The organism is Burkholderia sp. MBR-1 (assembly GCF_013822785.1).
Lineage (GTDB): Bacteria > Pseudomonadota > Gammaproteobacteria > Burkholderiales > Burkholderiaceae > Burkholderia > Burkholderia vietnamiensis.
In genome coordinates this window covers 1,148,045-1,160,109 of sequence record NZ_CP053610.1, presented here as the reverse complement: position 1 = coordinate 1,160,109, position 12,065 = coordinate 1,148,045, and the positions used below count along the sequence as shown (strand labels likewise).

The window sequence follows — 12,065 nt, the reverse complement described above, 5'->3', positions numbered from 1 at the left end:
CGCAGGCCGACGCGGTGCGATGCGCGCCGTTCGCGCACGCGAGCGATACACATGGAACGGGAGGCGGGATGACGCGAACGCGGGTAGGGACGGTATCCGGATGGTTGCGCGCAGGCGTTTGCGCGGCGCTGCTGGCCGTGTGCACGTCGATCGCCGCACAGACCACCGACGTGCCGCAGTCGTGGGTCACATATGCCCAGTTGGTCGGGCATCAGTTCGAGATGTGGCTCGAAGCGGGTGGAGACGCGTCGCAGCGGCTGCATCGTTATCTCGAAGCGCGCGGCCCGGATGTGAGCGCCGATGCGCCGTCGCCGATCGCGATACGCGCATGGATCGGTGCGAACGGCGTGGTCACACGAGTGGATTTCGCGACGCTCGGCTCGGCCGACGCGGACGCGGCGCTGCGTCAGTTGCTCGTCGCGCGAGCGCTCGCCGAAGCGCCGCCGCCGGACATGTTGCAGCCGCTGCGCGTGCGCTTGCAGCTGATCGCGAATCCGCAAGCTGCGGCGGCGTCGGACACGCGTACGCCGTGACGAGACGTCGCGCGACATGACGCGCGCAGTCCATCCTGAGCAACACCGAAACGGCCTCCGCACGCGCGATCGATCCCGCCTCTGCGCTGCGAACGAATGTCGCATCGGCATCGTGCGGTGTGCGTACTAGAGTCGGACGGTAGCGTACCCACCGACTTCAGGACAACGCATCATGGCCAAGAAATTCGCGCTGCACCCGGCGCATCCGGAGCGGATCTGCTGGGGGTGCGACAACTACTGCCCGACGGATGCGATGCGTTGCGGCAACGGCTGCAGTCGCACGCAGCATCCATGCGAATCGCTCGGCGAAGACTGGTATCGCTACGGCGACTGGGGCATCGAATTCAGCGAAGGCGACGCCGACGACGCGCCCGCCGAACCGGCCGGCGCGCAGTCATAGCGACAAGTTGTCCCACACGTGTGCTTTTTTGATCTGCGTCAGGGTGGCAGATGCTGCGCCGAAAGATCATGAAAAAGATGCATAAAGAACGCATCTTGAAGCGGGCGTAGCGCCCGGCGGCCGAAACACGATTTGCGGCGCCGACGCACCGACCCGCGTCCCCATGATCGACAAAGGAGAGCACCGTGTTTTGCTATCAATGCGAACAGACCGACCGGACCGGCGCACGGCCCGGCTGTGCAACGGCGAAGGGCAACTGCGGCAAGGACGAGACGACTGCCGACCTGCAGGATCTGCTGATCCATGCGGTGAAGGGCATCGCGCAGTACGGCGCACTCGCGCGCACGATGGGCGTGCGCGACCGCGAAGCCGACCGGTTCGTGCTGTACGCGATGTTCACGACGCTGACCAACGTGAACTTCCACGCCGCGCGCTTCGTCACGCTGCTGCGTGAAGCGGCGCAGACGCGCGACCGCGTGAAGGCCGCATGCGACGCGCAGGCGCGCGCCACGGGCGCGGCGCTGCCGGCGCTGCAGGGTCCGGCCGCGTGGCAGCCGGCGGACGATCTGCCCGGTCTGCTGAAGCAGGCAGCGGCCGTCGGCATCGACGCGGGCCTCGATACGGTGGGCGCCGACATCGTCGGGCTGCGCGCACTGGTGCTGTACGGGCTGAAGGGCGTGTGCGCATATGCACACCATGCACGCGTGCTCGGCTACGAACGCGACGACATCTACGAAGGCATCGAAGCGGCGCTCGCGTTTCTCGCGACCGACCCGACCGACGTGAACGCATTGCTCGAGCAGGCGCTCGATCTCGGCCGGCTGAACCTGACGGTGATGGAGCTGCTCGACAGCGCGAACACCGGCCGCTTCGGCGCGCAGCAGCCGAGCGCCGTGCGCGTGTCGCCGGTGGCCGGCAAGGCGATCCTCGTGTCGGGCCACGACCTCGGCGATCTGCATGCGCTGCTCGAACAGACGGCGGGCACCGGCATCAACGTGTACACGCACGGCGAGATGCTGCCCGCGCATGCGTATCCGGCGCTCAACGCGTTTCCGCATCTGGTCGGCAACTACGGCGGCGCGTGGCAGGATCAGCAGAGCGATTTCGCGCACTTCCCCGGCCCGATCCTGATGACGTCCAACTGCATCATCGAGCCGCTGCCGCAATACCGGCAGCGGATCTTCACGACGGGGCCGGTCGGCTGGCCCGGCGTGCGGCACCTCGAACATCACGATTTCTCGACGCTGATCCGTGCCGCGCAGGCGCTGCCCGGCTTCCCGGCCACCGCGCCCGAGGAGACCATCACCGTCGGCTTCGGCCGTCATGCGGTGCTCGGCGTGGCCGACAAGGTGATCGACGCGGTGAAGGCCGGCCAGATTCGCCACTTCTTCCTGATCGGCGGCTGCGACGGCGCGGCGCCGGGACGCAACTACTACACCGAGTTCGCGGAGCAGGCGCCGGACGACACGGTCGTGATGACGCTCGGCTGCAACAAGTACCGCTTCAACCGGCACGCGTTCGGCGATATCGGCGGCATTCCGCGTCTGCTCGACGTCGGGCAGTGCAACGACAGCTATTCGGCGATCCGCATCGCGACGGCGCTCGCGGACGCATTCGAATGCGGCGTGAACGACCTGCCGCTGTCGCTCGTCATCTCGTGGTTCGAGCAGAAGGCCGCGGCCGTGCTGCTGACGCTGCTCGCGCTCGGCATCCGCAACATCCGGCTCGGACCGACGCTTCCGGCGTTCATCACGCCCGGCGTGCTCAACGTGCTGGTCGATCAGTTCGGCATCCAGCCGATCGGCGACGCCAGTGCGGACCTCGCCGCTGCGCTGTCGCGCCAGGCAGCGTGAGCGGGATGATTCGATGAGCTATCGGATCGAGATCACGACGCGCGACGGCGAGCCGTTCGGCTTCGACTGCGAACCGGGCCAGGACGTGCTCGCCGCCGCTGCGCAGGCCGACATCACGCTGCCGTCGCAATGCCGGCGCGGCAGTTGCGGCGCGTGCCAGGCCACCGTCGTCGACGGCCCGTACGAGCTGCAGGGGCACAGCGCCGACGCGCTTGCGGCAGGCCAATCCGGCGCGGTGCTGCTGTGCCGGACGACGCCGCTCGGCGATCTGCGGGTCGCCGCACCGTACGACCGCAGCAAGGTGCTGCTGCAGCCGGTGCCGGTGCGCACGGCGCGCATCGTGACGCTCGACACGATCGCGCGGGACACGATGCGCGTCGAGCTGCAGATCGAGCCCGACGACGTGTTCGGCGCGGCGGCGGAATTCGAGGCCGGCCAGTTCGCGGAGCTGGAGGTGCCGGGCAGCGGCCTGCGCCGCCCGTATTCGCTCGCGAATACGAGCAACTGGGACGGCCGCCTGGAATTCCTGATCCGGCTGCGGCCGGGCGGCTGGTTCTCCACCTATCTGCGCGAGCGCGCACGGCTCGGCGACGCGCTGACGGTGCGCGTGCCGATGGGCGGCTTCGGACTGTTCGCGGACAGCTTGCGGCCACGCTGGTTCGTCGCGGGCGGCACGGGGCTCGCGCCGATCCTGTCGATGCTCAGGCGCATGGCCGAGTATCAGGAGCTCGCCGACGCGCGGCTGTTCTTCGGCGTCAATGAGGAAAGCGAGCTGTTCCTGCTCGACGAGCTGGAGCGGCTGCAGGCCGACCTGCCGCAGTTGCGGGTCGACCTGTGCGTGTGGCGGCCCGGCCCGCAATGGGCCGGACTCCACGGCACGCCGGTCGATGGATTGCGCGCGGCGCTCGCGCAGGCCGACGTGTCGCCGGACCTCTACGTGTGCGGGCCGCCGCCGCTCGTCGAGGGCGCGCGTGAAGCGGCCGCCGCGGCCGGCCTGCCGGCCGCGCAGTTCGCCAGCGAGCGCTTCACCGTGTGATGCGCGTGCGCCGTGCGGTCCGGCAGCGGCTTGCCGGATTGCGCGGGCGCACGTACGCTGCGTCGATACCGCGGCTCTCGAGCAGGTGATCGACCATGCAAGCCCTTCCTTTACGTCTGTCTCCCGGTGACGATCTGCGCGCGTCGATCGAGCACGCGTTGCGTCGGCTCGATGTTCATGCGGCGTTCGTGCTGCAGGGCATCGGCAGCCTCAGCGTCGCGCGCGTGCGTTATGCGGGCGTCGATTCGCCGGCCGAGTTGCACGGCGACCTCGAAATACTGACGCTGGCCGGCTCGGTGTCGCCGGACGGCGCGCACCTGCACATGACGGTTGCCGACGCATCCGGGCGCGTGTCGGGCGGACACGTCGCGAGCGGCTGTGTCGTGCGTACGACCGTTGAACTGCTCGTTGCATCGTTGCCCGCGCATCGATTTTCGCGCGAACGCGATGCGCGTACCGGCTTCGACGAGCTCGTGATTCGGCCGGCGAGCGGTTGATCGGGTGGGGTGGCCGGCTGGGTCGATCGTGTGCGATACGGTGGGGCCGGGCCCGGAGCGAGCTGGTGCGGCCGTGCGCGATACGGGCGCGGCCCGAAGCGGCACGACACGACATGGCGCGGCCCGAAGCGGCACCGTGCTACACCGCGCATCGCGTGATCCTGCGGCCAAGGTTCAGCGACCCGTCCTCCGCAGCACATGGCGACGGCAATGCTCCAGATACGCCTGCTCATGCGCGGCCATCAATTCGATGATGCTTCGCCACAGCCAGGACGGTGCGTCTACCGTCTTCGGACGCCGGCTCCGCAACTCGTTACGCCATGCCCGTTGCGTCGCGTCGTCCATCTGTATCGCATGTGCGTGTCCGACCACGCGCGCAAGATATCGCGCCGCGTCGATCGCGTCCGCTTCCGACAGGCGTTCGGCGTCCAGCTTCAGATCCTGCGGCATCAATTCGCGCATGACGACCGGGCGCCCGTCGAGGCGCGCCGCGCACATGCGACTTCCGAGCATCGGCGACACGTGCCGCGCGCCTTCGAGCACGCGCTGCGCGGCGTCCTGCGGCATGCGTATGCCTCTCTGTTTCGGCGCGTCGGCCGTGGTGGCCTCCTTGATGTCGATCAGATAGGGGCGGCGCTCATCGGGACACCCGTCGTCGATCTCGAGCATCACCGCGAAGCGGCGCCGGCCGAGCGAGCTGCATCCCTTGACCCAGTAGGCGGCGTCGAGCACCGTCATGCGCGCGTTGGCGCAAGCCGCATGACTGAGCGCGGCGCTGACCGGAGACACCGGAGCCGATTCGAACAGCACGTGAATGGCGCGCCGCTCGGCTTCGGACAGTGGCCAGAAGCGCTTGCCGAGCGGAATGTGCGGCGCGCGTTTGCGCAGCGTCTGCCGCTCGAGCTTGCGCCACGATCGGTGCAGCGCCGCCTGCATCGCTACTTTCACTGCGGTCGGGCGCTTCGTTCGGGCGAGTTCGTCGCGACGCCGCGGATCGAACGCGAGCGCATAGCCGTCGATCAGCGCTTCCATCATGCGCCATGTGATGACGCCGGGCAGATCCGAGCTGCGCGCCGCGGTCGCCAGCGAGAAGCCGAGCCGCAGCAGGTCGTGCACCGGATTGCCGATCACGCTCTGGTCGAGGTCGCGTATCTGCACGGCGACTTCGCCCGTCTTCGCCGCGACCGGCCCGAGGTTGCCGAGATGGCAGTCGCCGCAGATCCACACCGCGGGGCCGTCGGGCAACGTGCCGGTTCGATGGTCGGCCAGCCACGCGTAGAAGCGTTCGGCGCTGCCGCGCGTGTACGTGTGGATCGAGCGCGCCATCTTGCGGCTGCGCAGGCGCTCGAGAATGCGCGCGCGTTCGTCGCTCGCGGGCAGCCGCGCGGATGCTGCGCTTTGTTTCGCCACGATGCTTCCTCCTTCTTCCACACGGCGCCGGCCTGTCGGCAGGCAGGTCGGCGCACGAGACGTCCGCCGAGCGCGCCGGGATCGGCCTTGCGGCTCAGCCCGGCACGAACACGCCGGTGGCGGCGATCGCCATCGCGGCCGTCGCGATCCAGCCGCCCCAGGCCAGCACGCCGCGGACCGCGAACTCGCCCATGATGCGTCGGCTGCGCGCCATCAACATCATCACGATCATGATCGGCACGGCGGTCACGCCGTTGATGACCGCGCTCCAGTAGAGCGCGCGGATCGGATCGAAATGCATGAACGTGATCGCGACGCCGCCGATGATCGCCAACGCGATCACCGCATAGAACTCGGGCGCGACACCGACCTTCAGCGCGAGACTGTTGCGCCAGCGGAAGGTGCCCGCGGCCGCGTAGGCGGCCGATCCGGCGAGCACGGGCAGCGCCAGCAGGCCCGTGCCGATGATCCCGAGCGCGAACAGGATGTACGCGAAGTGGCCGGCAATCGGTTCGAGCGCGCGCGCGGCGTCCGCCGAGGTCTTCACGGCGATGTGATGGCGGTTCAGCGTGGCCGCGGCCGTGAGCGTGATGAAGAATGCGATGACGTTCGATACGCCCATGCCGACCCAGGTGTCGAAGTTGATTCGTTGCAGTTGCGCGGGGGCCTGATGCGGCGCCCGCCGCAACGACTTCTGGTTCGGTTTCGCGCGCAATTCCTCGACTTCCTGCGATGCCTGCCAGAAGAACAGGTAAGGGCTGATCGTCGTGCCGAGCACGGCGACGACCGTGGTCAGGTACGCCGCGGTCAACTGGAACCGCGGCCGCACGAGCGCGCGGCCGACTTCACCCCAATCGACCGGCACGATCAGCGCGACTGCGACATACGCGAGCAGCGCCAACGCGGTCCATTTGAGCAGGCGCGCATAGCGGTCGTACGGCACGAAGATCTGCAGCAGGGCCGACAACGCGCCGAGGAAGACGACATAGAGTTCCTGCGGACCGTGCAGCAGCAGATTGACGGCTGCGCCCATCGCCGCGAGGTCGGCCGCGATGTTGATCACGTTCGCGACGATCAGCAGCACCACGGTGGCGTAGAGCAGCCACGGCGGATAGTGGGCGCGCATGTTCGAGGCGAGCCCCTTGCCCGTCACGCGACCGATGCGCGCGCTGACGAGCTGGATGGCCGTCATCAGCGGATAGGTCAGCAGCAGCGACCACAGCAGTTCGAGGCCGAATTGCGCGCCGGCCTGCGAGTAGGTGCCGATGCCGGAAGGGTCGTCGTCGGCGGCGCCGGTGACGAGACCGGGGCCGAGGCGACGCAGCCACGAGCCGCGATGCGGACGAGTTTGGGCGGAATCGAGTGAGTTGTTGTCGTTCATGTAGGTTGGCGGCCCGTGGGGATATGGCGATCGGGGAGCAATCGGTGTACCTGGGGGAGGCGGTCGCTGCGAGGGGCTCGGGACGAGCGATGCGGTGGGCTGTCGACAACAAACGATGGGGATCGGGGACGCGGCGCGGCGGAGGCGCGTGGCCGTCGTGTTGTGAGCGTCGCGGGCGTTGGTTGCGGCGCGGAACGGCAGCGGCGGCCGTGTCGGCCGAGGGATGCGGCGTGCGTGTCTATCGACCGCGTCGGGCGCAGTAGGGTAGTGGGGCAAGTATCACCGCGATGTGGGTGTCGGCTCCATCAGTCGCAAGCCGCGGAAGCCGAAAGCCGGAAGCCGGAAGCCGGAAGCCGGAAGCCGGAAGCCGGAAGCCGGAAGCCCGAAGCCCGAAGCCCGAAGCCCGAAGCCCGAAGCCCGAAGCCCGAAGCCGCAAGCCGCAAGCCGCAAGCCGCAAGCCGCAAGCCGCAAGCCGACGAAAAGCGCCGATCGCTACCGAAGTCCGCGCGAGAGCCGCAGCGGACGCCGCGCACCGAACGTCAACGGGACGCGGTCGTCGCATCCATATCGGCGCGCCCGCTCACGAGGCATCCCGACATGAACGCCTCGCTTTGGCTGCCGGCAGCCGCGGCGCCGAAGCCGCGGCTGAGCGCGTCGTATTTCACCTGCTCGGCGCGCTGCGAGCATGCACTCGGCGTGGCGTCGCGGCCTTGCGCGTGCAGCAGCGCGCGATCGCCGATCAGGTATGCCAGCAGCGCAAAAAAAGCGATGTGCACGACTCGTCTCATGATTCGTCTCCTCGTTGCCCGAGCGTAACGCGGGCACGGCTCGCGCCGCACTTGGGGCTTCCCCCGGTTAACGTCTGCGGAAACGGCTGGCCGGAATCGGTCGTGTCCTTTTTTCACCGGCAGCGCAATCGGGCGCGATCGTCCCGGCAGCGGCGCGAGTGACGCGAGTTTGACCAATATCAGGATGCGCGCGCGGGCTGACGGTCGCGCGCGCGTTCAAAGCGATAGCATGAATGCATGTTTGTGGAACACGATGCGCGGGCATGTGACCGCGCAGCGGCTCCGCTCCGGGCACTGCGGTCATTCGTTGCACACCGCTATCGAAATGGTGAGGAATCCAAATGCTAAACGTCTCTTCCGTACTGATCAGCATGGCGCCGTTGTGGGTCATCCTGCTGGGCGCGTCTTCATTGGCAACCTATCTGCTGTTCGTCCGCAAGGTCATCAAGTAAGCACGCCGGCGCTGCGCGCACGCATACTCAGGCGCAGCGCAGCGGTGTAGACGGTGCGGTACGGCATCGCGTCCGTCACGGCGCATCGCCGCGCCGACTTGAATCGAAAGTCCAGCCGAATCCGGTCCACGACCGATTCGTCGCGCCGCGCACCGATGCTGCCGGCGCAATTCTCTTCAGCCGCCTATCGGACGGCCGTCACCGGCACGTTCGAGATCCGGACCAGCCGGCTCATCACGCTGCGGCGAAACATCGACAGCAGGGCATGAATCGGGTCGTGCCGCGGCGCGACCACGACGATCTCGTCGCAGCCCGTCTCGGCCGCTGCGGCCGCGATCGTGTCGGCCACCGGCCCGACCTTCTTCACCACGCTGTATCTGGCGCCGGCTTCCCGCAGCACGCGCTCGGCCATCGCCAGATCGTCGCACGCAAACCTGTCCTCGATCGAGCGCAACCGCGACAGCGGGTGAAACGCCTCCAGCCGTGTCGCTTCGAGCGGCGGCTGCACATTGATCAGCACGATTTCCGACGCACAACGTTCGCGATACAGAAAGGCCGCGTGGCGCACCGCGTGCAGCGAGCGGGGCGAATGACCGATCGGAACCAGCAGCTTGAGCATGGCGAGCGCCCGGAAGTGGTGACGGTTGCAGCGTAGCGCGCGCCAGGAAGGCACGCGCTAAAGAAAGCGGCCGGCCGCGTAAAAATGTCGTCAACGCCGGCCGGCTTGCCGCTCTTATTAGAGATATAAGAAATTTAAGTTTATGCGCATAAACGTTTTCACTGATCGCGGCGCGGGACGGGGATTTCAGTGACGTGGCGGTCGGTCGGTACGTCAGTCCGGCGCTTCGTCGAGGCGGGGTACTGCGTGCGCCGAGCATCGCTGCGCACCGTCATTCGTCGCATGAACGGTTCGGCGCGCCTCCGTGCTGCGAGTCGTCGATGCGCAATTGAGGCTGTCGTATCGGCAAGTCGGTCGCCGCGTTCGAGATCACCCCGCCGCGTCACCGTGCGCGGGCGCTTCGCGACGCCGATAGCAACGACGGCTTCGAGCCGCGACGTACAACTTCGCGAATTTCCACGGCTACTCCATGCTGCCGCCTCTATCGACAGCGGGCGTGACGCCTGTACGGCTCAAACGCTAATGACTCTGCCGATCCACGAAATCATCGAGCCGGTTCCTCGCATCCGATTCGTGATGACTCGCATCGTGGCCCACGCCGGCGTCCAATTCGAAACCCTTCCGAACGTTGATTGAATTGCGCGCACTACCGGCGACGCGATTTGATGGATTCGATTGACTTATTTTATTCGACCGAATTCGAATCGGCGTCATAGTCTGGGTCAATTGAAGGAATAAATACTACCGATTGGCCGACGAATTCCCTACAAGATCACAATCCTCCCGCATTCCAACATTACGTTCAATTGTGGAGAGGTCATATGCAAAGAAATCGTATCGCAAAATCGGTGCTGGCTGCGCTCGCCGTTATCGCGATGAGCGCCGGTTCCATTTCTGCCCGCGCGGACGGAGCGCCGCGCGCGAATGGCTTCTGGTGGCCGGAGACGCTCGATCTTTCGCCGCTACGTCAGCACGATGTCGAGTCGAATCCGTACGGCAAGGATTTCGACTACGCGCAGGCATTCCAGAAGCTCGATATCGAGGCCGTGAAGAAGGACATTCGGACGACGCTCACGACCTCGCAAGACTGGTGGCCCGCCGACTACGGCAACTATGGTCCGTTCTTTATCCGCATGGCCTGGCACGGCGCCGGCACCTATCGCACCTACGACGGCCGCGGCGGCGCCGGCGGCGCACAGCAGCGATTCGAACCGCTGAATAGCTGGCCGGATAATGCAAATCTCGATAAAGCTCGCCGTTTGTTGTGGCCGATCAAGAAGAAATATGGCCAGAATATTTCGTGGGGCGACCTGATGGTTCTGACGGGCAATGTTGCGCTCGAATCCATGGGTTTTCAAACCTTCGGATTCGGCGGCGGCCGTGAAGACGATTGGCAATCGGATCTGGTTTATTGGGGCGCGGGACCGAAATTCATGTCGAATAACCGCGACAAGAACGGCAAACTCGAAAAGCCGCTCGCTGCGACCCAAATGGGTTTGATTTACGTCAATCCGGAAGGTCCGAATGGCAATCCTGATCCCGTTGCGGCGGCGCAGGACATTCGCGAAGCCTTCGGCCGCATGGCGATGAACGACGAGGAAACCCTCGCCCTGATCGCCGGCGGCCACACGTTCGGCAAGGCGCATGGCGCGGCTTCCCCGGACAAATGCGTCGGCGTGGCGCCTGCCGGCGCGGGCGTCGAAGCGCAAGGTCTCGGCTGGGCCAACAAGTGCGGCACCGGCAAGGGCGTCGACACGATCACCAGCGGCCTCGAAGGCGCGTGGTCGGTCGATCCGGTGCATTTCACGATGCAGTACCTCGACAACCTGCTCGGCCACGACTGGGTGCTGACGAAGAGCCCGGCCGGTGCGCACCAGTGGATGCCGAAGGATGCGCAGAGCATCGTGCCGGACGCACACGATCCGTCGAAACTCCATCCGTTGATGATGTTCACGACCGATATCGCACTGAAGGTCGATCCCGCGTACAGCAAGATCGCGAAGCGCTTCGAGGAGCATCCCGACGAATTCAAGCTGGCCTTCGCCAAGGCCTGGTTCAAGCTGACGCATCGCGACCTCGGGCCGAAGGCGCGCTATCTGGGCAAGGACGTGCCCAAGGTCGACCTGATCTGGCAGGACCCGCTGCCCGTCGCCGGCTACCAGACGATCGGCGCTGCCGACATTGCGGATCTGAAGAGCCGAATCCTGGCATCGGGGCTGCCGAAGTCGGAGCTGATCAAGACCGCGTGGGCATCGGCGGCGTCGTTCCGCGGCACCGACTACCGAGGCGGCGCCAATGGCGCGCGCATCCGTCTCGCGCCCGAGAACGGCTGGGCCGTGAACGATCCGGCGAGCGTGGCGAAAGTGCTGAAGTCGCTGGAAGCCATCCAGTCCGGCTTCAACAAGGGCAGAACGGACGGCAAGCAGGTGTCGCTCGCCGACCTGATCGTGCTGGGCGGCAGCGCCGCCGTCGAGGATGCGGCCCGCAAGGCCGGTTACGACATCACCGTGCCGTTTGCGCCGGGACGCGTGGATGCGACGCAGGCGCAGACGGATGTCGCGTCGTTCGCCGTGCTCGAGCCGACCGCCGACGGGTTCCGCAACTACTACCAGAAAGGCAATGAGCGCTCGCCGGCCGAATTGCTGGTGGACCGCGCGAGCAAGCTGGATCTGACCGTGCCGGAGATGACGGTGCTGGTGGGCGGCCTGCGCGCGCTCGACGCGAACACGGGCCATTCGAAGCTGGGCGTCCTGACGAATCATCCCGGCACGCTGAGCAACGAGTTCTTCGTGAATCTGCTGGACATGTCGACCGAATGGAAGAAGTCGCCGAGCGCCGACGGGACTTACGAAGGGCGCGATCGCAAGACGGGTGCGCTCAGGTGGACGGCAAGTCCGGTCGATCTGGTGTTCGGGTCCAGTTCCGAGCTGCGCGCCGTCGCCGAAGTCTATGCATCGGACGATGCGCACGAGAAGTTCGTGCGCGACTTCGTCGCTGCGTGGACCAAGGTCATGAACCTCGATCGCTTCGATCTGAAGCGCATCTAATACCGTGATCAGACCGGCCGCGGAAGCGATTCCGCGGCCGGTCCATCGG

At 66.6% G+C, this 12,065-nt stretch carries 10 protein-coding genes; 6 read left to right on the top strand and 4 right to left on the bottom strand.

Annotated elements, in window-relative coordinates; genetic code table 11:
* Positions 1-104: 104 nt before the first annotated feature.
* From MBR110_RS19920 to MBR110_RS19900, 5 genes are all read left to right on the top strand, one after another.
* Positions 105-533 carry a YbaB/EbfC family DNA-binding protein gene (locus MBR110_RS19920; protein ID WP_226256332.1) on the top strand — a complete coding sequence of 143 codons (429 nt, stop codon included), beginning with the start codon at positions 105-107 and terminating at the stop codon, positions 531-533.
* A 172-nt stretch (positions 534-705) separates the two neighbouring features.
* Positions 706-933 (top strand): DUF3079 domain-containing protein, encoded by a 228-nt coding sequence (locus MBR110_RS19915; RefSeq protein WP_181709277.1) that lies wholly within the window; start codon positions 706-708, stop codon positions 931-933.
* 185 nt (positions 934-1,118) lie between these two features.
* Positions 1,119-2,786: a hydroxylamine reductase gene (gene hcp, locus MBR110_RS19910; RefSeq protein ID WP_034195232.1), complete on the top strand. Its 1,668-nt coding sequence runs from the start codon at positions 1,119-1,121 to the stop codon at positions 2,784-2,786.
* A gap of 13 nt (positions 2,787-2,799) precedes the next feature.
* The gene (locus MBR110_RS19905) at positions 2,800-3,822 is read left to right on the top strand and encodes a 2Fe-2S iron-sulfur cluster-binding protein (protein WP_045577868.1); all 1,023 of its coding nucleotides are present in this window, start codon (positions 2,800-2,802) and stop codon (positions 3,820-3,822) included.
* A 95-nt stretch (positions 3,823-3,917) separates the two neighbouring features.
* A complete protein-coding gene (locus tag MBR110_RS19900; RefSeq protein ID WP_011882493.1) occupies positions 3,918-4,319 on the top strand; it encodes a PPC domain-containing DNA-binding protein in 402 nt (133 codons plus the stop codon).
* Between the two features lie 174 nt (positions 4,320-4,493).
* Here the strand turns inward: MBR110_RS19900 and MBR110_RS19895 are convergent, their stop codons facing one another.
* The 4 genes from MBR110_RS19895 to MBR110_RS19880 form a co-directional block, all read right to left on the bottom strand.
* Positions 4,494-5,729, bottom strand: a complete 1,236-nt coding sequence (locus tag MBR110_RS19895) for a DUF2252 family protein (RefSeq protein ID WP_059461390.1) — start codon at positions 5,727-5,729, stop codon at positions 4,494-4,496.
* A 94-nt stretch (positions 5,730-5,823) separates the two neighbouring features.
* Positions 5,824-7,110, bottom strand: coding sequence for an Nramp family divalent metal transporter (locus tag MBR110_RS19890; protein WP_011882491.1), 1,287 nt, complete (start codon positions 7,108-7,110; stop codon positions 5,824-5,826).
* A gap of 539 nt (positions 7,111-7,649) precedes the next feature.
* Positions 7,650-7,898: a hypothetical protein gene (locus tag MBR110_RS19885; RefSeq protein WP_014725266.1), complete on the bottom strand. Its 249-nt coding sequence runs from the start codon at positions 7,896-7,898 to the stop codon at positions 7,650-7,652.
* Between the two features lie 636 nt (positions 7,899-8,534).
* Entirely contained in the window at positions 8,535-8,969 is a 435-nt protein-coding gene (locus MBR110_RS19880) for a universal stress protein (RefSeq protein ID WP_014725264.1), read from the bottom strand.
* 821 nt (positions 8,970-9,790) lie between these two features.
* Between MBR110_RS19880 and katG the strand changes: the two genes are divergently transcribed.
* Positions 9,791-12,016 carry a catalase/peroxidase HPI gene (gene katG / locus MBR110_RS19875; protein ID WP_011882486.1) on the top strand — a complete coding sequence of 742 codons (2,226 nt, stop codon included), beginning with the start codon at positions 9,791-9,793 and terminating at the stop codon, positions 12,014-12,016.
* Positions 12,017-12,065: the final 49 nt, after the last annotated feature.

Coding starts and splice junctions, on each gene's coding strand:
- MBR110_RS19915 (WP_181709277.1), top strand. CDS start 706: ATGGCCAAGAAATTCGCGCTGCACCCGGCGCATCCGGAGCGGATCTGC.
- MBR110_RS19905 (WP_045577868.1), top strand. CDS start 2,800: ATGAGCTATCGGATCGAGATCACGACGCGCGACGGCGAGCCGTTCGGC.
- MBR110_RS19900 (WP_011882493.1), top strand. CDS start 3,918: ATGCAAGCCCTTCCTTTACGTCTGTCTCCCGGTGACGATCTGCGCGCG.
- MBR110_RS19890 (WP_011882491.1), bottom strand. CDS start 7,110: ATGAACGACAACAACTCACTCGATTCCGCCCAAACTCGTCCGCATCGC.
- MBR110_RS19885 (WP_014725266.1), bottom strand. CDS start 7,898: ATGAGACGAGTCGTGCACATCGCTTTTTTTGCGCTGCTGGCATACCTG.
- MBR110_RS19880 (WP_014725264.1), bottom strand. CDS start 8,969: ATGCTCAAGCTGCTGGTTCCGATCGGTCATTCGCCCCGCTCGCTGCAC.
- katG (WP_011882486.1), top strand. CDS start 9,791: ATGCAAAGAAATCGTATCGCAAAATCGGTGCTGGCTGCGCTCGCCGTT.